General features: G+C 68.4%; 16 protein-coding genes and 1 pseudogene. 6 read left to right on the plus strand and 11 right to left on the minus strand.

The genetic code is table 11. The features are described 5' to 3' along the window. Nucleotides 1-14 precede the first annotated feature (14 nt). The 6 genes from LQZ87_RS02035 to LQZ87_RS02060 form a co-directional block, all read right to left on the minus strand. Nucleotides 15-2,285: a glycoside hydrolase family 3 N-terminal domain-containing protein gene (locus LQZ87_RS02035; RefSeq protein WP_230101772.1), complete on the minus strand. Its 2,271-nt coding sequence runs from the start codon at nucleotides 2,283-2,285 to the stop codon at nucleotides 15-17. After that, nucleotides 2,278-3,222: an ABC transporter permease gene (locus LQZ87_RS02040; RefSeq protein WP_230101930.1), complete on the minus strand. Its 945-nt coding sequence runs from the start codon at nucleotides 3,220-3,222 to the stop codon at nucleotides 2,278-2,280. Before LQZ87_RS02040 ends, LQZ87_RS02035 begins: the two co-directional genes overlap by 8 nt. A gap of 135 nt (nucleotides 3,223-3,357) precedes the next feature. Further along, nucleotides 3,358-4,449, minus strand: a complete 1,092-nt coding sequence (locus tag LQZ87_RS02045) for an ABC transporter permease (protein ID WP_230101773.1) — start codon at nucleotides 4,447-4,449, stop codon at nucleotides 3,358-3,360. Beyond that, the gene (locus LQZ87_RS02050; RefSeq protein WP_230101774.1) at nucleotides 4,446-5,261 is read right to left on the minus strand and encodes an ATP-binding cassette domain-containing protein; all 816 of its coding nucleotides are present in this window, start codon (nucleotides 5,259-5,261) and stop codon (nucleotides 4,446-4,448) included. The genes LQZ87_RS02045 and LQZ87_RS02050 overlap by 4 nt, the downstream gene beginning before the upstream one ends. Further along, complete coding sequence (locus LQZ87_RS02055; RefSeq protein ID WP_230101775.1) at nucleotides 5,258-6,082, minus strand: ABC transporter ATP-binding protein; 825 nt, start codon at nucleotides 6,080-6,082, stop codon at nucleotides 5,258-5,260. Before LQZ87_RS02055 ends, LQZ87_RS02050 begins: the two co-directional genes overlap by 4 nt. Nucleotides 6,083-6,141: 59 nt before the next feature. Continuing rightward, entirely contained in the window at nucleotides 6,142-7,812 is a 1,671-nt protein-coding gene (locus LQZ87_RS02060; RefSeq protein WP_230101776.1) for an ABC transporter substrate-binding protein, read from the minus strand. A 161-nt stretch (nucleotides 7,813-7,973) separates the two neighbouring features. Between LQZ87_RS02060 and LQZ87_RS02065 the strand changes: the two genes are divergently transcribed. Both LQZ87_RS02065 and LQZ87_RS02070 read left to right on the plus strand, forming a co-directional pair. Beyond that, nucleotides 7,974-8,624: a TetR/AcrR family transcriptional regulator gene (locus LQZ87_RS02065; protein WP_230101777.1), complete on the plus strand. Its 651-nt coding sequence runs from the start codon at nucleotides 7,974-7,976 to the stop codon at nucleotides 8,622-8,624. A 32-nt stretch (nucleotides 8,625-8,656) separates the two neighbouring features. Beyond that, nucleotides 8,657-9,895: an amidohydrolase gene (locus LQZ87_RS02070; protein ID WP_230101778.1), complete on the plus strand. Its 1,239-nt coding sequence runs from the start codon at nucleotides 8,657-8,659 to the stop codon at nucleotides 9,893-9,895. A 22-nt stretch (nucleotides 9,896-9,917) separates the two neighbouring features. On the opposite strand, the gene LQZ87_RS02075 is transcribed toward LQZ87_RS02070, so the two are convergent. Then, the gene (locus tag LQZ87_RS02075; RefSeq protein ID WP_230101779.1) at nucleotides 9,918-10,619 is read right to left on the minus strand and encodes a GTP pyrophosphokinase family protein; all 702 of its coding nucleotides are present in this window, start codon (nucleotides 10,617-10,619) and stop codon (nucleotides 9,918-9,920) included. 97 nt (nucleotides 10,620-10,716) lie between these two features. Between LQZ87_RS02075 and LQZ87_RS02080 the strand changes: the two genes are divergently transcribed. From LQZ87_RS02080 to LQZ87_RS02095, 4 genes and pseudogenes are all read left to right on the plus strand, one after another. Next, complete coding sequence (locus LQZ87_RS02080; RefSeq protein ID WP_230101780.1) at nucleotides 10,717-11,298, plus strand: GNAT family protein; 582 nt, start codon at nucleotides 10,717-10,719, stop codon at nucleotides 11,296-11,298. A gap of 93 nt (nucleotides 11,299-11,391) precedes the next feature. After that, nucleotides 11,392-13,398 carry an APC family permease gene (locus LQZ87_RS02085; protein ID WP_230101781.1) on the plus strand — a complete coding sequence of 669 codons (2,007 nt, stop codon included), beginning with the start codon at nucleotides 11,392-11,394 and terminating at the stop codon, nucleotides 13,396-13,398. Between the two features lie 75 nt (nucleotides 13,399-13,473). Beyond that, nucleotides 13,474-14,883: pseudogene (locus tag LQZ87_RS02090) on the plus strand (ATP-binding protein); the annotation flags it as partial. After that, the gene (locus LQZ87_RS02095; protein WP_230101782.1) at nucleotides 14,880-15,551 is read left to right on the plus strand and encodes a response regulator; all 672 of its coding nucleotides are present in this window, start codon (nucleotides 14,880-14,882) and stop codon (nucleotides 15,549-15,551) included. The pseudogene LQZ87_RS02090 and the gene LQZ87_RS02095, both read left to right, overlap by 4 nt. Before the next feature lie 59 nt (nucleotides 15,552-15,610). Here LQZ87_RS02095 and LQZ87_RS02100 read toward each other — a convergent pair whose 3' ends face one another. The 4 genes from LQZ87_RS02100 to LQZ87_RS02115 form a co-directional block, all read right to left on the minus strand. Continuing rightward, entirely contained in the window at nucleotides 15,611-18,469 is a 2,859-nt protein-coding gene (locus tag LQZ87_RS02100) for a helix-turn-helix transcriptional regulator (RefSeq protein WP_230101783.1), read from the minus strand. A 56-nt stretch (nucleotides 18,470-18,525) separates the two neighbouring features. Continuing rightward, a complete protein-coding gene (locus LQZ87_RS02105) occupies nucleotides 18,526-18,768 on the minus strand; it encodes a hypothetical protein (RefSeq protein WP_230101784.1) in 243 nt (80 codons plus the stop codon). Between the two features lie 111 nt (nucleotides 18,769-18,879). Next, nucleotides 18,880-20,412: a sodium/proline symporter PutP gene (putP, locus tag LQZ87_RS02110; RefSeq protein WP_230101785.1), complete on the minus strand. Its 1,533-nt coding sequence runs from the start codon at nucleotides 20,410-20,412 to the stop codon at nucleotides 18,880-18,882. Between the two features lie 81 nt (nucleotides 20,413-20,493). Then, a complete protein-coding gene (locus LQZ87_RS02115; protein ID WP_230101786.1) occupies nucleotides 20,494-21,549 on the minus strand; it encodes a DUF998 domain-containing protein in 1,056 nt (351 codons plus the stop codon). Between the last annotated feature and the right edge of the window lie 18 nt (nucleotides 21,550-21,567).

Consider the following 21,567-nt stretch of genomic DNA (forward strand, 5'->3'; position numbering starts at 1 on the left):
GGGTTGCGTCGGACTCAGGCGACGGTGAACGCCGCGTTCAGCAGCAGCTCTTCGCGGGAGCTCGGACCGACCAGCAGCGCGAACTCCCCCGCTTCGACGACGCGGGTGCCTGCGGCATCCACGATCGTGCACTCGGCGACCGGAAGCTCGATGCGCACACGCGCTGACTCCCCCGGCTGCAGCGACACCTGCCGGAACGTCTTGAGCTCCTTGTCGGTCCAACTGACGCTGGTGACGGCATCCCGCACGTAGACCTGCACGGTCTCGATGCTCGGCCGCGCGCCGGAGTTCGTGACGGTCACGTGCGCCGTGACGGTGTCGGACGCTGCGAGCGCAGCCTCCTCGATCACGAGGTCGTCGTACGTGACGGTCGTGTACGAGAGCCCCTCGCCGAACGCCCACGCCGGCGCCTGGGTGAGGTCGGCGTAGCGGTCGCCGTGCTGGCCGCGGATCTGGTTGTAGTACGTCGGCTGCTGGCCGGCATGGCGGGCGAACGAGATCGGCAGGCGGCCCGTCGGTTCGATCGCGCCGGTGATGAGCTCGGCGATCGCCCGGCCGCCCTGCATGCCCGGGTTCGCGACCCACAGCACGGCAGCGGCGCGCTGGACGGATGCCGGCAGCACCAATGGCTTCGACGCCATGAGCACCACGATCACAGGCTTGCCGGTCTCGATCAGCGCGTCGAGCAGCTCGATCTGTCCGCCGATGAGCTCGAGCGTCGCCGTCGAGCGCCCTTCGCCGTAGAGCCCCTGCGCATCGCCGACGACGGCGACCACGGCATCCGATGCCGAGGCCGCGGCGACGGCCTCGGCGATCTGCGTCTCGTCGGCCGGGATCGGGCTGACCACCGGCGGTCGCGGCTGGCCATCGGGCCACGTGGCACCGGCGGGGTCGGGCTCGAGGCTCAGGATGTCGGCACCGCGGGCGTGCACGACCTCCCACGGTGCGATCTCGCGCAGTCCGTCGAGCACCGTCGTGATCATCTCGCGCGGCTGGCCGTCGAGCCAGCCGGCCTGGCCTGAGCCGCCGGCCCAGTCGCCGAGCTGCTCCTGCGCGTCGTCCGCCAGCGGGCCGACGACGGCGATCCGCTTCGTCGCTGAGGGCGAGAGCGGCCCACCAGGCGCAGCCGGCGAGAGCGGAAGAGTCCCGTCATTCTCGAGCAGCACGAGCGAACGCCGAGTGACCTCGAGGTTCAGCTCCGCGTGCTCGTCCGTGCCCACCAGGGCAGAGAGGTCGTCCCGGGGCGTCCGCGGGTCCTCGAACAGGCCGAGTTCGAACTTCAGCGTGAGGATCCGCTCGACGGCGGCATCGAAGGCGTCCTCCGCGAGCATGCCCCGGGCCACGGCATCCAGCGCGCCCTCGAAGAACGCGGGCGTCGTCATGATCATGTCGTTGCCGGCCTTCACGGCGGCGGCTGCGGCATGCGTGATGTCGGGCTGGATATGCTGCTCCCAGACCATCCGGCCGACGTTGTCCCAGTCGGTGATGAGCGTGCCGGTGTAGCCCCACTCACCGCGCAGCACGTCGCTGAGCAGCCACTCGTTGAGCGTGATCGGCACGCCGTCCGTGGTCTGGTAGCCGAGCATGAACGAGCGGCATCCCTCGCGCGCCACGCGCTCGAACGGCGGCAGGAACCAGGAGCGCAGCTTCCGGCGCGAGATGTCGGCCTCCGAGGCATCCCGACCGCCCTGCGTCTCGGAGTATCCGGCGAAGTGCTTGGCCGTCGCGAGGATCGCGCTCGGGTCATCGAGCCCTTCGCCCTGGTAGCCGCGCACCATGGCACTCGCGAGCTCGCCGATCAGGTGCGGATCCTCGCCGAAGGTCTCGTTGACGCGTCCCCAGCGCAGGTCGCGGGCGATGCACAGCACCGGCGAGAAGGTCCAGTGGATGCCGGTGGCAGCGACCTCGACGGCCGTCGCCCGCGCGACCTTCTCGACGAGGCCTGCGTCCCAGGACGCGGCCATGCCGAGCTGGGTCGGGTAGATCGTGGCGCCAGGCCAGAAGGAGTGACCGTGGATGCAGTCCTCGCCGACGATCAGCGGGATCTGCAGGCGAGTGCGCAGCGTCAGCTCGCGCGCGGCGACGATGCGCTCCGGCGAGGTGTGCAGGATCGAACCGACGTTCCGACGCAGCACGTGGTCGTCGAGGTCGTCCCGCGCGTCGAGCTGCAGCATCTGCCCGACCTTCTCCTCGAGCGTCATGCGCCCGAGGAGGTCGGCGACGCGTTCGGAGATGGTGAGAGCGGTGTCTCGATACGGGTAGGTGTCGACGAGGGATTCAGTCATTTCCAGGATTCTTGAGATCGGTGCTGGCGAGATCGGTGCGAACGGTGTCTTTGCGAACCGTGGTCACGGCGTCGTTGACGTCGAGACCCTTCTTCTTCATGGCGCGTGCTCGCTCGCCGGCGGAGCGCAGGCGCGGGTTGACGTACTCGTCGATGCCGAAGTTGATCAGCGACAGCGCGACGCCGATCGCGGCGATGCACAGCCCGGGAGGAAGGAACCACCACCACTGGTTGCGACCGAACGCGCCCTGCGCAGAGGCCCAGTTCAGGATCGTGCCCCAGTTGTAGGTGGTCACGGGGATCACGCCGATGTACGAGAGCGTCGTGAGGCCGAGGATCGCCGCCGTCACGGTTCCGACGAAGCTCGCGGCGATCAGCGCCATGAGGTTCGGCAGCATCTCGACGGTGATGATGCGGCTCAGCGGCTCGCCGTTCGCGCGGGCGGCCTGGATGAAGTCGCGGTTGCGCAGCGACATGGTCTGGGCCCTGAGCACACGAGCACCCCACGCCCACCCTGTGATGCCGAGCACGGCTGCGATCAGCACGAGCGGCGGCTCCTCGAACATCGAGGCGACGATGATGATCAGCGGCAGCCCGGGGATCACGAGGAACACGTTGGTCAGGGCCGAGAGCGCCTCGCTCTTCCAGCCGGAGAGATACCCGGCGATCACGCCGACCGTGATCGCGATCAGCGTGGCGATGACCGCCGCGAGGAAGCCGACGACGATGACGCCGCGGGTTCCGTGGATCACCTGGCTGAGCACGTCCTCGCCGATGTGGGTGGTGCCGAGCCAGTGCGCGGCGGACGGCGGCTGGAGGCGGGCCGAGTTGTCGACCTTCGTCGGGGAGTAGGGCGCGAGCACATCGGCGAAGATCGCGACGAGCACGAAGAAGCCGAGGATGGCGAGACCGGCGATCGACTTGCCGTTGCGGAACATCGCGAACGCAGAGACGAGCTTCGACCAGAAGCTCTGGTCGGGCCGGTGTCCCCCTGGTCCTGTCGTTCGCAGCAGCAGCGTCTCCGGCGTACCGGCGGCTTTCCGGCGCTGAGTGGCGTCTGTGGCGGTCATGGCTCAGGCCTCCGTCTGGCGCGTGCGCGGGTCGAGGAATGCGTAGGCGATGTCGGCGAGGATGTTGGCGACCAGCACCGACAGCGTGATGACGAGGAAGACACCCTGCATGAGCGCGTAGTCCTTGGCGTTCGTGGCATCCAGCAGCAGCTTGCCGACGCCGGGGTAGCTGAAGACCATCTCCATGACGATCGTTCCGCCGACGATGAAGCCGATCGACAGCGCGAAGCTCTGGATCTGCGGCAGCACGGCGTTGCGAGCCGCGTAGCCCCACAGCACCCGGCGGTTCGGCATGCCCTTGGCCTGAGCGACGGTGATGTAGTCCTCGTCCAGGACGGTCAGCATCATGTTTCGCATGCCCAGCATCCACCCGCCGAGCGAGGCGATCACGATCGTCAGGAGCGGGAGCGTGCCGTGATGGATCACCTGTCCGATGAACTCGAGGTTCCAGCCGGGCGCCATGCCGACGCCGTACGCCTTGCCGATCGGGAACCAGCGCAGGTTCACCGAGAACACGGCGATCGCGACGAGCCCGAGCCAGAAGTACGGGATCGTGCTGAGGAACGTCGTGATCGGGATGAAGGCGTCGAGCTTGCTGCCGCGGCGCCAGCCGATGAACGCACCGCCGATCGTGCCGATCGCGAAGGACACGATGGTCGCGAGCCCGACCAGGCCGATCGTCCACGGCAGTGCCTGGGAGATCACCTCGGTGACGGGGCGCAGCCCGTGCAGCAGGGAGACGCCGAGGTCGCCGCGCAGCAGCAGGCCCCAGTAGTCGAGATACTGCTGCCACAGGCTCTTGTCCGTGTCGAGGCCGAGCAGCGCGCGCAGCGCCTCGGCGGCCTCCGGTGAGACGTTGCGGTTGCGCGAGAGGTACTGCGAGACCGCATCGCCCTTCATCATGCGGGGCAGGAAGAAGTTGATGGTGAGCGCGGCCCAGAGCGTGAACAGGTAGAACGCGGCGCGTCCGCCGAGGAACCGCCACGGGATGCGGGAGTGACCGGCGACGACCTGGGTCGCGGTGGTGCCCGCCTCGACGGCATCCACGGCCGGGCGTGTCTCGGGCGTCGGCAGCTGGGGTTCGACGGCGGTCATCGGGCGCCTCCAAGGTCACCGGCGGAACCGGTCGTCGCGAAGAACCGCTCCGGATCGGGGGATGCTGCGCGCAACTCCTGCGTGTAGGGATCCTGCGGACGCAGGATCACGTCGTCCGCCGTGCCCTGCTCGACGATGCGGCCCTGGTTGAGGACGATGATCTCGTCGCTGAAGTGGCGGGCGGTGGCGAGGTCGTGCGTGATGTACAGCACACCGAGCCCCTCTTCGCGTTGCAGGTCGGCGAGCAGGTTGAGCACGCCCAGGCGGATGGACACGTCGAGCATCGAGACCGGCTCATCCGCGACGAGGATCTTCGGTCGGGATGCCAGGGCACGGGCGATCGCGATGCGCTGGCGCTGACCGCCGGAGAGCTCATGCGGGCGTCGATCGATGACGGCGTCCGGAATCAGACGCACCCGCTCGAGGAGCCGGCGGACCTCGGCCTCGGTCTCGTCCTTGGGAACGACCTTGTCCAGCCGCAGCGGGCGCTCGAGGTGATAGCGGATCGAGTGGTACGGGTTCAGTGAGGCGAACGGGTCCTGGAAGACCATCCGCAGCTGCTGGCGGTAGCTTCGAAGGCCCGCACCGCGGCGCGGGATGGGCTTGCCGTCGAGCAGCACCTCGCCGCTGGTCGGCGTCTCGAGCTGGGTGAGGATCTTGGCGATCGTCGACTTGCCGCTGCCGGACTGGCCGACCAGGCCGATCGTCTGGCCGGAGTCGATCGTGAAGCTGACGTCGTCGAGCGCGGTGAGCTGACCGGCGCCGCGGACGTTGTAGACCTTGCTGACATGGCGGACTTCGAGGGTGCTCATCGCACCACCACCCCCTTCTCGCCGGTGAGGCGCGGGAACGACGACAGGAGCGTCTTCGTGTATTCGTCCTGCGGGTCGCGCCAGATCCCCTCGGCTGTCTGGAGCTCGACGATCTCGCCCTCGCGCATGATGGCGATGCGGTCGCTGATCTCGAGCAGCAGCGGCAGGTCGTGGGTGATGAAGATGACCGAGAAGCCGAACTCGCGGCGCAGCTGCGAGATCTGGCGGAGGATCTCGCGCTGCACGAGCACGTCGAGCGCGGTGGTGGGCTCGTCCATGACCATCAGCTGCGGGCGGAGCGCGAGCGCCATCGCGATCATGACGCGCTGGCGCATGCCGCCGGAGAGCTCGTGCGGGAAGGAACGGGCGCGCTGTGCGCCGACCTTGACGATCTCGAGCAGCTCGGCGACGGCATCCCGACGCTGCTTGCGATTCATGCCTGGGCGGTGCACCTCGAAGACGTCCTCGAGCTGCGATCCGATCGTGGCGACCGGGTTCAGGGCGTTCATCGCGCCCTGGAAGACCATGGAGACCTTGTCCCACCGGAAGCGCCGCATCGCCTCGACACCGAGGCTGTTCACATCGATGTCCTCTCCGTCGGCGTCGTGGAAGACGACGGATCCGCCGGTGATCACGGCCGGCGCCTTGAGCAGGCGCTGGATGCCGTAGGCGAGCGTCGTCTTGCCGCAGCCGGATTCTCCGGCGAGGCCGAGGATCTCGCCGCGCTGCAGCTCGAGCATGACGTTCTTCACCGCCGCGACGGGCGGGTCGACGTCGTACACGACCGAGAAGTCGCGGACGGACAGCAGGGGGTCTGTCATGGTTTCACTCCTCCATGATGGATGCCGGGACCTCGGCCCCGGCATCCATCCGTCGCGACTTACTTCGCTTCGAGGTTCGTCAGGACCTGGACGATGCCCGGCTGCGTCGGGTCGCCGGAGGCGTACTGGTCGTCCTCGCTCGGCCATCCGACGTAGTTGCGGGTGTTGAACTCACCCAGCAACGGGTGCGCACCGAGCGGGATCGCCGGCACATTCTCGGCGAACGCCTTCTGCATGACCTCGGATGCGGCAGCGCGCTCGTCGTCGGAGGAGGCGTTGGCGTAGGTGTTCAGCGCCTCGGTGACAGCCGGGTCGTCGAAGCGGCCGAAGTTGTACTGGGCCTTGCCGTCCACGATCCACTTCGGGTCCATGGTCGAGGTGTACAGGCCGTACACGTTGCCGGTGTCCTCGAGCCAGTGGATGATCGCCTGGAAGGTGCCCTCCTGGCGCGCGGCATCCCAGCCGCCCCAGTCGGGCTGGTCGACCTTGACCTCGATGCCCAGTGCCTCGTCGAGCTCCTCGGCGATGAGGGCCTGCTCGGTGTTCCAGTCGCTCCATCCGGCGGGGACGGAGATCGAGAACGAGACGGCCTCGCCGTCGGGGTCGATGAGCTTGTCGCTCTCCCAGGTGTAGCCGGCGTCGGTCAGGATGTCCTTGGCCTTGTCCACGTCGACCGAGTAGTTGACGTCCTTGTACTCGGGGACGATCTCGTCCTCGAGGAGCGTGCCGAGGCCGGTGACGTTCCAGACCGCCTCGCTCGCGCCCTCGCGGGCGATATCCACGTACGCCTGGCGGTCGATCGTCCAGGCGAGCGCTTCGCGCAGGGCGGGATTGTTGAACGGCTTGGTCTGCATGTTCATGAACAGCGTGCCGGCACCGGCGGTCGGCGAGACGAGGAACTTGTTGTCCGGGTCGACGTCGAGGTAGCTCTCCTTGATCTGCGGAAGGAACGCCTGTGCCCAGTCGGCCTCGCCGGACGCGAGGGCCGTGGTCAGCGCGGCGTTGTCGCCGTAGGAGACGTAGTGCAGCTCTGGCACGGCGAGCTCGCCGCCCCAGTAGTCCTCGTTCGCCTTCAGGGTCACGGACTCGGTGGTCCAGTTGTCGAGCACGTACGGGCCGGTGCCGACGGCGAGGCCCTCGCCGGTCAGCGGGTCGGTGTTGGGGTCTTCGATGTTCTCCCAGATGTGCTTGGGGACGATCGGGGTGTGCAGCACGCGGGACTGGGCGGTGAACTTCGAGTCGGCGAACTTCAGGGTGATCTTGTCGCCGTCGACGGTGGAGCCCTCGTAGTGCAGGCCGGAGGAGTCGGCGAGCTTGCCGCTGAGGTACTGGTCGAAGGTGAAGACGATGTCTTCGCCGGTGAAGTCCTCGCCGTCGCTCCACTTCACACCGCTGCGCGGCACGACGGTGAGCTCGGTGTAGTCGTCGTTCCATTCGACCGATTCGGCCAGCCACGGGGTGGTGCTCAGGTCACCGGTCGGGTTGACGAGCGCGAGCGGCTCGAAGATCACCTTCGCGTAGCCGTACTTCGAGGCGGACGAGTCGCCGAGGTACGGGTTGTGCGACTCGGTGGTGATCGCTCCGTCGGGCTTGGCGATCGTCAGGGCCGCGGTGCCTGCGCCGCCGGAATCACCGTTGTCGGTGGTGCCGGATGTCGAGCAGCCGGCGAGGGCTCCGACGCTGAGGGCGGTGATCGCACCGACGGCGATCAGAGATCTGCTGAGCTTCATTGCTTCTCCTAGGACACGGGTCTTTGTGTGAGGGCTGGAGTGCCGGGATGTTGATTAGCTTACTCATGAGAAAGTAAACTGCAGTGAGATTACCGACAAGTAAGTAAGCTTTGCAAGCGACGGTTGCCAGACCGTTACACTCGCCAGAAAAGGGGGATGCTGTGGCCACTGATGCACAGAGCCAGACCCGCACGCGCCCCGCGACGAGGCGGAAGCGCACCGAGATCCTGAAAGCCGCCGTCGAGATCTTCGGCAACAAGGGCTCGGCGAACGGGACGCTCGCCGACGTGGCCGAGCAGGTGGGCATGACGCACGCCGGCATCCTGCACCATTTCGGGTCCAAGCAGAATCTGCTGCTCGAGATGCTCGCCTACCGCGACCAGGCCGACGTGCAGGACCTCGACGAGCAGCATATCCCCGGCGGACCTGAGCTTTTCCTGCACCTCGTGCGCACCGCGTTCGTCAATGCGCAGCGGCCGGGCATCGTGCAGGCCTACACCGTGCTGTCGGCGGAGTCCATCACCGACGACCACCCGGCGCGCGGGTTCTTCGAGGAGCGCTACACGACGCTGCGCCGCGAGATCACCGACGCCTTCGCGGAGCTGTGCGCGCAGCAGGGCGTGGCCGAACCCGCCACGGTGGCCGCGGCATCCGCCGCCATCCTGGCCGTCATGGACGGCCTGCAGCTGCAATGGCTGCTGCATCCGGGAGTCGTCGAACTCGGCGAGACCAGCGAGTTCGCGATCCGGGCCATCGTGAACTCGGTCCTGAACCCCGGCCCCGAGCTGTCGAGCTACTCGCGCAGCGCCTGAGGTCGTGGCCGCCGCAGGTCTAGAGTCGGGCCATGAGCATCGACCTCGAAGCGCTGTACACCGACCTGCACCAGCACCCCGAGCTGTCCTTCCAGGAGACGCGCACGGCCGGCATCGCGGCCGGACACCTCCGTGATCTCGGACTCGAGGTCGAGGAGGGCGTCGGCATCACGGGCGTCGTCGGCGTCTTCCGCAACCCTTCGACGGGCTCAGGGCGGCGCGCCGACGGCCCTGTCGTCTGGGCACGGGCCGACATGGACGCCCTCCCCGTCGAGGAGCTCACGGGACTCCCGTACGCGAGCACGGCGACCGGCATCGACCCGGCGGGCCACGCCGTCCCGATCATGCACGCGTGCGGCCACGACATGCACGTCACCGCGATGATCGGCGCCGTCGAGCGACTGGTCGCCGAACGGGATTCGTGGTCGGGGACGCTCGTCGTGCTGATCCAGCCCGCCGAGGAGTACGGCGCCGGCTCCCGCGCGATGCTGGATGCCGGACTGCTCGAGCGCTACCCGAAGCCCGACATCGTGCTCGGACAGCACGTCACTCCCCTGCCGGCCGGCATCATCGGCGTGCGTCCAGGCCCGCAGATGGCTGCGGCCGACGGCATCCGGGTCACGATGCACGGCCGCGGCGGGCACGGTTCGCGTCCGCACACGACGATCGATCCGGTGGTCATGGCCGCGGCCACCGTCATGCGTCTGCAGACGATCGCGTCGCGCGAGCTCGACCCGCAAGGGGTCGGCGTCGTCACGGTCGGATCGATCCATGCCGGCACGAAGAGCAACATCATCGCGGCCGATGCGACACTCGAACTCAGCCTGCGCTACCCCGACGACGAGACGCGCGAGAAGGTGATCGCCTCGGTCAAGCGCATCGTGCGGGCCGAGGCGACGGCATCCGGAGCCGAGGTCGAACCAGAGTTCCACACCGAGCACACGCTGCCCCCGACGATCAACGACGCGGATGCCACGGCCCGAGTCACGGCGGCGCTGACCCGCGTGCTCGGCGAGGGCACCGTCATCGACCCCGGCATGTTCACCGGCAGCGAGGACGTGTCGTGGTTCGCGCGGGATGCCGGCGCTCCCCTGGTGTTCTGGTTCTGGGGCGGGGTGGATGCGGCGACCTACGCGGCGGCGGAGGCCGCGGGCACGCTGGCCGCATCGATCCCCACCAACCACTCGGCGTACTTCGCCCCCGTTCCCCACCCCACGATCGAGGTCGGAGTGACGGCGATGGTGACCGCCGTGCGGGAGTTCATGGCCTGAGCGTTCTCAAGCGGCGAACCAACTAGACCTGCACGACGCGGGGCGGCGGCGGGGGCGGCAGCAACTGACGGCGCGGAACGCCGTGCGCCTCGCGGTGCAGTCGCTCCATGCGGGCGTCGAGCTCGGACGCGGCTTCGGCGGCGTCGGTCAGGCTGTCGACGAGGTGCGACGGGACCTGGTTGGCGAACTTGTAGTAGATCTTGTGCTCGAGGCTCGCCCAGAAATCCATCGCGATCGTACGGAACTGCACTTCGACGGGCACGAGCAGCGGACCGGTCGAGAGGAACACAGGAACCTCGATGATCGCGTGCAGGCTCTTGTAGCCGTTGGCCTTGGGCTCGGCGATGTAGTCCTTGACGGCGCGGACCGTGATGTCGTCCTGCTGGGTGAGCAGATCGAACAGCTGGTAGACGTCCGCGACGAAGCTGCAGGTCACCCGCACGCCGGCTATGTCGGTGATCTCGGTGCGGATGCGCTCGAAGTCCGGCTCCTCGATGCCTTTGCGTGCGATCTTCTCCACGATGCTGTCCGGAGTCTTCAGCCGGCTCTTGACGTGCTCGATCGGGTTGTAGGAGTGATCGTGCAGGAACTCGTCCCGCAGGATCGAGATCTTCGTCTCGACCTCGCGCATCCCGAACTCGTACTCGCGGAGGAAGCGCTGGAACTCGTCGCGGAGCTCACGGGTCTGGCGGATGGCGTCTTCGGTGACCTCGATGGTCGTCATGGCTTCGACGTTACGGGTTCGTGATCGGAACGGGCTGTGCGTTCGTCATGAGCGGACGGGATGCCGCTGCATGGCGAACCGCTCGTAGGATCGAACGATGACCGAATCGCAGCGAAGCGACATCTGGCCCGTGCGCACCGACCGGCTGGAGATCCGGCCCGCCACGGCCGACGACCTCGGCGCCGTGTGGGAGTACCGGCGACTCCCCGACGTCTACCGCTGGCTCGGCCCCGCGCCGCAGACGCGCGAGGCGTTCGACGAGCTGTACCTCGACCCGGATCGGTTGGCCACCACGCTGATCCTCACCCGGCTCGACGACGGTTCGGTGATCGGCGACATCATGCTCAAGATCGGCGATGCCTGGGCGCAGCGCGAGGTCGTCGATCAGGCCAAGGGCACCGTGGCCGAGCTCGGCTGGACGCTCGTCCCTGAGCATTCGGGGAAGGGCTACGCGTCCGAGGCGGTGCGCGCCGTCATCGACGTCTGCTTCGGCCCGCTGGGCCTGCGCCGCGTGCACGCCGGATGCTTCGCCGACAACGAGCCGTCGTGGCGGCTGATGGAGCGGCTCGGGATGCGCCGGGAGGAGTTCAGCCGCAAGACCGCGCTGCACCGCTCCGGCGAGTGGATGGACGGCATGAACTACGGTCTGCTCGCCGAGGAGTGGCCGACCGCCCGCTGAGACGTGAGGATCCCGTCAGCATCCGGGAACGGGGCGTAGGGATTCCGTGAGGATGCCGTCCGCGCCTTCCGCGCGAGCGTACGGTCGTCATTCGTGACAGACCAGACACCGGATGCCCCGCCCCTCGCGAAGCGGCTCCTCATCGGCGACCCGCTCACCTCGCAGCAGGTCGAGGGGCAGCTGCTGCCCAAGCGCCGCGCCCTGCCGATCTTCGCCTCCGACGCGCTGAGCTCGGTGGCGTACGCGCCGCAGGAGCTCGTGATGATCCTGTTGATCGGCGGGCTGACGTTCCTGTCGTTCAGCCCCATGGTCGCCGCGGCCGTCATCGTGCTGCTGATCGTCGTGGTGCTCAGCTACCGCCAGCTCATCAAGGCGTACCCCTCAGGCGGCGGCGACTACGAGGTGGCACGGACGAACCTCGGCGAGATCCCCGGAGTCGTCGTCGCCGCAGCCCTCCTCGTCGACTACGTCCTCACGGTGGCGGTGTCGGTGGCATCCGGCGTCGACAACATCATCTCGGCCCTGCCCGGTCTGAACCCGTGGCGCGTCGAACTGGCCGTCGGATTCGTCGTCCTGATCATCATCGTCAACCTCCGCGGCGTCCGCGAGGCGTCGACGGTGTTCGCGATCCCGACCTACGTCTTCATCGGCTCCGTGGGCGTCATGATCGTCACCGGCCTCGTCCGCGCCGCGCTCGGCGACGCCCCCGTCGCCTCCAGCGCCGAGTTCACCGTGCACGCCGAGAGCCTCAGCCAGGCCGCCGTCATCCTGCTGATCCTCCGGGCGTTCTCGAGCGGATGCTCCGCTCTCACCGGCGTCGAGGCCGTCTCCAACGGCGTCCCCGCGTTCCGAACTCCGAAGGTGCGCAACGCCCAGAGCACGCTGGTGCTGATGGGGTCGATCGCGATCTGCCTGTTCGCCGGGCTGACGGCCCTGGCGCTCATCACCGGCGTGCACTACGCCGAGAACCCGTGCGATCTCGTGGGCTTCGACTGCGCGAACCCGCAGCCGAGCCTGATGGCGCAGGTGGCGGCCGCGACCTTCGGCGGTGGCAGCATCCTGTTCTTCATCATCCAGGCCGCAACAGCCTGCGTCCTGCTGCTCGCGGCGAACACCGCGTTCAACGGCTTCCCTCTGCTCGGTGCCGTCCTCGCCCGTGACGGCTACGCCCCGAAGGCGCTGAACACCCGCGGTGACCGCCTGGTGTTCTCGAACGGCATGATCCTGCTGGGACTGGCGGCGATCGCCGTGCTCATCGTGTTCCAGGCGCGGCTGACGACGCTCATCCAGCTGTACATCATCGGCGTCTTCGTATCGTTCTCGCTCGGACAGATCGGCATGGTGCGCCACTGGCGCCGGATGCTGCGCGGGCCGCTCCGCGCGAAGACCGCGGCGACGGCATCCGAACGGCGCTCCGCCTACTCGGGTCTCGTGATCAACGGGGTCGGCGCGGTGTTCACGGTTCTGGTGCTGCTCATCGTGACCGTCACCAAGTTCACTCACGGCGCGTACCTCGTGTTCTTCGCGATCCCGGTGCTCGCCCTGCTGATGATCGGCGTCAAGCGGTACTACCGCGACGTCGAGCACGAGGTCGCGGTGGACGATGAGACACGTTTCGGCGCGTCGGGAGACGTCGCGATCGTGCTCGTGAACCGGCTGCAGAAGCCCGTTCTGAAGGCGCTCGACTACGCCATCGCCGCTGATCACGACAAGACGCTCGCGGTGCACGTGGCGTTCTCGGCCGAGGACGGCGAGCAGCTGCACCGCGACTGGCGGGCGCACGGCATCCCCGTACCGCTCGTCATTCTCGATTCGCCGTACCGCACCTACGCGCAGCCGGTCGCGCAGTTCATCGAGCGCTACCGCGAGAAGCACGGATCGTCGGTCGTGACGGTGTACCTGCCGCAGTACATCGTGGGGCACTGGTGGGAGCGCCTGCTCCACAACCGGCGTGCACGCCGCATCGGCAACCAACTGATGCTCGTGCACGGCGTATCGATCACGCTCGTGCCGTGGCTGCTCGATTCGTCCGAGCTCATCTACGGACGGCGGTCCCGCCCCATCCCCGGGCAGGAGCGAGCCGGTCATGTCGGATTCTGAGCTTTCCGAGCCTAGGATTCAGTCATCATGAGCACTCTCCCGCTCGGCGAGCCGGCGCAGCCGCCGATGCTCCTGCGTCTCACCGGCGGCGCCGCTCTGGGTTGGCGACGCGAGCTGTGGGGCTTCGCCGCGACGTTCGTCGTCGGTCCGCTGCTGACCTGGCTGCTGTTCGCGGTGCGCAGCCCGCAATCGATCACGTACGAGGTGCTCTCGTACCAGTTGCTGGTCGTGATCGTCGCGCTCATCGGCGGGCTGCGACCCGCGGTGACGGCCGCTGTGCTCTCCGGCATCACCCTGGATCTGCTGTTCGTCGCACCGGCGTTCACCATCGCCATCGAGCACCCGCTGCACGTGGTCGCACTCGCGCTCTACGTGATCATCGCGGTGATCGTCGGCCTCATCGTCGCGGTCGCTGCCCGCCGGGCACGAGACGCCGAGCGGGCGACGCGCGAGGCCGAGCTGCTCGCATCCGTCGCCGGCAACGTGCTGCGCGGAGACAGCGCGATCCTCGCGCTGGTGAGCCGGACGCGCGAGGCCTTCGGCCTGAGCGGCGTACGGCTCGTGTCGCCCGACGGCGAGGTGATCGCCCTGGACGGCGAACCAGTGCGCGACGGTCGGTCGACGGTCGTGCCGGTGGAACGTCGCGGCGCCGGCGCGTCCCACGCTCTGCTCGAGCTGCACGGCGGGCCGCTCAGCGAGCCGTCGCGCCGCCTCCTCGATGTCATCGTCGCCCAGCTCGCCGCTGCGCTGGATCGAGACGCCACCGCCCGCGAAGCCGATGCTCTGGCCGAGACCGACCAGGTGCGCAGCGCTCTGCTCTCCGCCGTGAGCCATGACATCCGACGCCCGCTCGCCTCGGCGGTCGCGGCCGTCGGGGGCCTGCGCGATGACCGGCTGTCCGACGCGGACCGCCGGGAGCTCATCGTCACCGCGGACGAGAGCCTGGCGACGCTGTCGTCGCTCGTGACGGATCTGCTCGATGTCAGCAGAGTTCAGGCTGGAGTCCTCGCGGTCTCGCTCGCGCCAGTGGATGCCGCCGGCAGTGTCGTCGCAGCGCTCGATGAGCTGTCGCTCGGCCCCGCCGACATCGAACTGGAGCTCGACGCCCAACTGCCGCCCGTGCAGGCCGACCCCGTGCTGCTGCAACGCGTTCTCGTGAACGTTCTCGCCAACGCGCACCGGCACTCGCCGGTCGATCGCAAGGTGACCGTGTCGACGGGCTCCACCGGCGCACGTGCTGAGATCCGCATCGTCGATCACGGCGCGGGCGTACCGGCCGATCGCCGCGCGTCGATGTTCATGCCGTTCCAGCGCTCTGGCGACACGGACAACACGACGGGTCTCGGCCTCGGGCTCGCCCTGTCGCAGGGGTTCACCGAGGGCATGGGCGGCACGCTCCTGCCCGAGGAGACCCCGGGCGGCGGACTCACGATGGTCGTCTCGCTGCCGGTGGCAGCACCCGACGTCACGGCGGTGACGCCGTGAAGCTGCTCATCGCCGACGACGACCCGCAGTTGGTGCGGGCTCTGCGGATCACGCTGGGCGCGCACGGCTACGACGTCGTCGAGGCGTCTGACGGGGCGGCCGCGATCACCTCGGCCGCGCAAGCACGGCCCGACATCATCCTGCTCGACCTGGGGATGCCGCAGTTGGACGGCATCCAGGTGATCCAGGCGCTGCGCGGCTGGACGAACGCACCGATCATCGTCGTCTCCGGGCGCACGGGATCGGCCGACAAGGTGGAGGCGCTGGATGCCGGTGCCGACGACTACGTCACCAAGCCGTTCCAGATCGACGAACTGCTCGCACGTCTGCGGGCGCTGTCGCGTCGGACGCCAGGGGCGACAGGCGACTCGTCTGTGTCGTTCGGTGACGTCGTCGTCGACCTGGCTGCGAAGACCGCCACCCGCGCCGAGCAGCGAGTGCACCTGACGCCGACCGAGTGGCGGATGCTGGAGCACCTCGCCCGCAATCCGGGCGCCCTCGTCACTCGGCAGGACCTGCTGATGGATATCTGGGGCAGCGATCAGGTGGCGGATTCGGGCTATCTGCGGTTGTACATGTCTCAACTGCGCAAGAAGCTCGAGGCGACGCCCGCCGAGCCCGTGCACCTGTTGACCGAGGCCGGCATGGGGTACCGGCTGGTTCTGTAACGGCGCGCGCTCGTCCCCGTCGCGCAGCGACCATGCTCACCGTCGCGCAGCGACCATGCTCACCGTCGCGCAGCGACCAGGGCCGCCTCGGTGCGGGTGGAGACGCCGAGCTTGCGCAGGATCGCCGAGACGTGCACGCTCGCGGTCTTCGAACTGATGAACAGCCGCTCGCCGATCTGCTTGTTGCTGAGCCCCTCGGCGACGAGGTCGACCACCTGGCGCTCGCGTGCGGTGAGCTCGAGCTCGTCACTGCCTCCGCCCTCGTCCCGTGCGGCCAGCCCGCTCGCGCGGCCGAAGGCCCCGATGCTGTTCTGCAGGGGCACGTGTCCGATCTCGGCGGCGGCAGCAGCGGCATCCGCCAGCACGGCCTGCGCCTCGCTCCGCTCGCCGGCGGCGACGAGCACGCGCGCGAGCTCGAGGCGTGTGACGCCGCGCATGACGGCCGGGACGTCCTCGCCGTCGGCGAATGCGGCGGCCTCACGAAGAGCGGGAATGGACGGGTCGAGCATCGCCTCGAACATGGCCGTCCACGCGCTGTCGCGGACCGTCTCGGGGATCTCGGCCCAGAGTCGACGGATCGCGGCGATGGCCCCCTCGACGTCTCCGCCGGCCGCTCTGACCTCGGCGACCACCCACCCGGACTCGAGCAGCAGCCGGTACGCGTGCAGCAGCACGAATCCCTGGTACTCGGTCATCTCGACCACGGCGTTCAGTGCTTCCTGCCACTGACCGCGGGCAGCCGCGAGGGCGATGTCGTTCTCGACGATGCGGTACCAGGCCTGCCGTTCGAAGTCGCCGGTGCGGCGCAGCGCAGGACTCCACTCCTCGTTCAGCCGAGCCGCCTCGTCGACATCGCCCTGCCAGGCCAGCGCTCGGATGCGTGTCAGCATGACGTACTGGTCGTTGAGCACTTGCGGCCGCCCGATCGGCACTGCGGCCAACCGGGCCGTGGCTCCTTCGATGTCGCCGAGGGTCAGCAGCGGATCAGCCATGTTCTGCACCATGAGGGTGCCGGAGGCACGTTCGACACCAAGTTCACGCGCCCGCGCGACACCTGCCTCTGCGACCTTGAACGCCTCCCGGTTCCGCCCGACCAGCGCGAGCATGTCGGAGTAGTTGACGAAGTATCGCAGTTCGGCGCTGCCGTTGCTGCGAGGAGCAAGCCGCGCGGCCTCCGCGTAGTCGGCGAACGCCTCATCGAGCTGGCCGAGGTAGGTGCGGCACGACCCGCGGAGGTTGTGTGCGACCGACATCTCCCTGGCATCGCCGATTCGCGTCGCGATCTCGAGCGCCTGAGTCGCGGTGATGATCGCCTCACGGGGCTGCGAGGCGAGCATGTACTTGCCGGCGAGGCCATTGAGGAGTGTGGCGTGCAGCTGGTCATCGTCCACGTCGCGATCGACGATCTCCAGCGCCTCGAGGAACAGCTCCATCGCGCCGGGCAGCGGCACGGCGAGGTTCGAGAGGAACTGCGCCTTGTCTCGCAGCAGCCGGGCATGCTCGGCCGGGTCGGTGTTCTCGTCGACCTCGTCCAGCGCGCGCTCGACGACGATGAGCGCGCGGTCGGAGATCCCGGCATTGCGCAGGATCGACCCGATCTGCCGCATGAGCCGCACGTGCGGCAGGCCGACGACGGCCTCGGCATCGGGCACCTGCTCCCACAGTTCCAGGGCCAACTCGCCGAACCGGGCCGCGGATGCGAACGCGAACCTCGTCTTGGCCTCCTGCATCGCGGCGACAGCGGCGACCAGCGCACGGTCGGGCACCTGCGCGAGGTGCCAGTGGTGAGCGAGAGACGACCGGTCGCATCGGTCGAGCGCCGTCGACTTCGCCTCGAGGGCCTCCGCGTACGCCCTGTGCAGCCGCGCCCGTTCGCCGGGGAGCAGGTCATCGTGGACGGCCTCGCGCAGCAGCGCGTGCCGGAACGTGTACTCGTCGTCGTGCACCGACAGGATGCCGTTGCGCGCAGCAGCGCGGATCGCCGCATCGAGGCGATCATCCGGCAGTCCGGCGAGCTCGACCAGCAGCGTGTGCGACAGCATCCCCTCAGCGCCCGACACCATGCGGACGATGTGACGCGCATCATCGTCGAGCTGATCGAAGCGCACCAGCAGCATGTCCCGCAGCGAGTCGGGCAGGGGCCCTGCGGCGCAGCAGGCGACTTCTTCGATGAAGAAGGGCACGCCCTCGGCGCGCTCCATCAGACGCTCGAACGCCGACTCGCTGAGCTCGCTGCCGTACAGCTGCTCGACCATCCGACGTGTCGCGTCCTGGTCGAGGCGTTCGAGTGTCAGCCGCTCGATGACCCGCGCGCGCGTGGTCTCGGCGATGAAACGGCTGACCGCGTCGCCGCGCCGCACATCGTCGGTGCGGCAGGTGATCAGCAGCAGCACGCGCCCCTCCTGCAGCGTCCGCAGCAGGTAGAGGAGCATGGCGAGCGTGGAGTCGTCGACCCAGTGCAGGTCTTCGATCACGAGGATCTGCGGTACCTTGGCCGCCGCCGCCTCGATGAGGGTCGCGACCGCGTCGCGCAGGGCGTCGGGGCTCGTGCTCTCTCGGACGGCGACGCCCTCACCCAGATCGGGGACGAGCATGCGGAGCGCTTCGGCACCGACCCCGATCGCCGCCTTGGCCTCAGCGACGCCGAGCCGCTCGACCATCGATCGCAGGATGCTGGTCAGCGGGCCGTACGCCGACCGAGCAGCACCGAGGTCGAAGCAGCGGCCGACATGAACGTCGGCGACACCGGACACCACTCCCCGGAACTCCCGCAGCAGCCTCGTCTTGCCGATGCCGGCCTCGCCCTCGATGAGCACGGCGGATGGCTCGCCGCCGGATGCACGATCGAACGCGCGCCGCAGGTCGGCGAGGTCGGCGTCACGACCCACCATTGCCGAGCTGTCAATCGGAACGGTCACCAGTTCATGGTGCCACGCACCTCCGACATCGGGGCCCGTGATCGCGATCGGAACGCTCACCGCGCGTACGCGGGTTGGGGGACCTCGTCGCGGATCTCGCGCAGACTGTCCGCTGCGAGTGCCGCAGCCGCGGCATCCGGCTCGTGCCGGCGGAACCACGCACGCACCCGAGCGACGAAGCGGCGCTCGCGACGGACCAGGCGGTCCGGGTTCTCGCGGATGATGCGCTGCCGCTCGAGCTCGCGCTCCAACCGCTCCTGCTCGATGACGATGGCGTCGTAGATGAAGTGCTCGTACATGGTGTGAACTCCTCTGGTGATCTGAGTCCACACTCCGCTCTAAGGCACCCGTCGGGCATCGGGCAGATGCCTTATCTTCCTGGGCGGAGTCAGCCGCCCAGGAACGAACGGCTAAGGCGTCTGCCTGTCCGTGCGCGCGCCGCGCCCCACACCGTTGACCGTCAGCAGCGTTCCCGTGTCGGTGAACTCCTGCAGGATCTCGTTCTGCCGCTCCGAACCGTCTCGATGCGTCAGCAGGCTGACCACGACGGCCACGACAGTCGCGCAGATGAATCCGGGCAGCAGCTCGTACATCTGCGGCCACACCGCCTTCCAGAAGAAGACGCCTGCAGCACCGACGAACATTCCGGCCAGCGCACCCCAGTTCGTGAGCCTGCGCCAGAACAGGCTCAGCAGGATCAGCGGCCCGAAGGCGGCGCCGAAGCCGGCCCACGCGAACGAGACCAGCCCGAGGATGGTGTCGTTCGGCACGATCGCCAGGAGCGCCGCGATCACGCCGACTGCGAGGACCGTCGATCGTCCGAGGATCACCAGCAGCCTCGGAGATGGCTCCTTCTTGACCACCTTGAAGAGATCCTCGACCAACGCGGAGGATGCGACGATCAGCTGGCTCGAGATCGTGCTCATGATCGCGGCCAGCACGGCTGCGAGCACGAGGCCCGCGACGAACGGATGCAGCAGCGTCTGCGCCATCACCAGCACGACGGTCTCGGGGTTCGTGAGATCGATGCCCTGATGCGCCATGTAGGCGATGCCGACGAAGCCTGAGAACACCGCGCCCACCAGGGAGATGATCATCCAGGTCATGCCGATGCGACGGGCGGACTTGGCCTCCCCCGGATTGCGCAGGGCCATGAAGCGAACGATGATGTGGGGTTGCCCGAAGTATCCCAGGCCCCAGGCGAGCGAGGAGATGATCGCCAGGATCGTCCCGCCGGTCAGAGCCGTGCCGCCGATGACCGAGATGTGATTCGGCGCGAGGTCTTCGACGTAGGTGGCCACCTCGCCGAAGCCGCCGACGGCGATGATCGCGGCGATCGGGACCACGATCAGCGCGATCACCATCATCAGGCCCTGAACGACGTCCGTGAACGAAGCGCCGAGGAAGCCGCCGAACAGGGTGTACAGAAGCGTGATCCCGGCGACCAGGAGCATGCCGAGCAGGTAGTCGGAGTTGAACGAGCTCTCGAAGAAGAAGCCGCCTGCCACCATGCCGCTGGAAATGTACAGCGTGAAGAACACGAGGATCACGACGCCGGCGAGCAGCCGCAGAAGGCGCGAGGAGTCCCGGAGCCGGTTCTCGAAGAAGCTCGGCACCGTGATCGAGTTGCGCGAGACCTGCGTATAGGCGCGCAGACGCGGCGCGACGAGCAGCCAGTTCAGATACGCGCCGATGGTGAGACCCACGGCGATCCACGCCTCGATGAGCCCGGACAGATAGATCGCGCCGGGCAGTCCCATGACGAGCCAGCCGGACATGTCCGAGGCTCCTGCGCTGAGCGCTGCGACCCATGGCGGCAGGTTCCGCCCGCCGAGCATGTAGTCCTCATGATCGGTGGTCCGGCGGAACGCCAGGTATCCGATCAAGAGCATGGCCGCGAAGTACAACCCCAGCGCGATGAAGATGAAGATCTGGTCGGACATCGTCGTCCCTCCGTTGCGGATCGGTTCCCTCGATACTGACAGGGACGGATGCCGGGGGCCAGACCGATCCGCGCGCGGAGGTCAACCGCGCAGCAGCGATGTCCTCGCAGATGGCCGCGTCTGCTCCGGCGTCAGCACGGCGAGCATGCGCACCAGGGTCGTCAGCCATATCAGCGCCAGCCCGATGACGATCGCCTCCAGCGCCGTGACCGAGAACAGCCGGAAGCCGAACGCCAGGACGACTGCCACGACGATCAGCGTCGCGACCCCGGCGGTCGTCAGCAGCAGTGCGCGCGGTGGGCCGGGCATGACGGTCGTGGTCAGGATGCCGGCGGCGACGAACAGCACGAGCGTCGAGAACGCCGCGATGTTGTGCACGACGACGATCCGCTCGATCGGGAACACCCCGACTCCGGCGAGCGCTGCGCCGGTGGCCGCCCACAGGGCGACGACCCAGGCGATGCGCCCGAGCGCCGCGTCACCGCGGATGCGGTGCAGATCGCGGCCGATGTACGAACCGACGGTGGCGATGAGGATGCCGGCGACCACGAGCGTCCCGTTGAACGCCCATGCTCCGGCGCCGATGCCGAGCTGCGAGAAGTTCGACTCCCACCACCGCGGGTCGGCAGCGGTGATCATCGCGAACAGCGTGCCGATGATGAGGTAGCCGAACAGCAGGTTCGCGAGGTCGGCGGTGCGCAGTCCGATGCCCGCCTCGAATGTGAGGCGTCCTCCGACGGCGCTGGCCACACCGGTGAGGAGCCCGCCGCCGACGGCGGACAGCTCGAGGCCCTGCAACCCGACACCCAGCACCTCGGTGGTGAGCAGTACGCCGAGTGCTGTGACGCCGGCGAACGCGATCGTCAATGCGACCGCTGACAGCGACGAGATGATGACCTGCCAGCGGGGCATCGCGGTGTGGTCCCCCCGCCGGTACAGGCGTGAGCTGACGGTGAACGATGCGGCAGCGATCACCCCGGCGACGATCGCGGCGGGGATCCCGACCGATCCGTCCCCGGCGACAGGCCGCGGGTTGCTGCCGAGCAGCAGGGCGCCGACGATCGTGCCGACCGCGAAGCAGATGATCGTGGCCCAGATCGCCCTGGTCTCCCGCGCCATCCGCTGCTCGGTGCTCATACCCCCATCACACCACGG

The organism is Microbacterium sp. Bi121, from assembly GCF_918698005.1.
GTDB lineage: Bacteria > Actinomycetota > Actinomycetes > Actinomycetales > Microbacteriaceae > Microbacterium.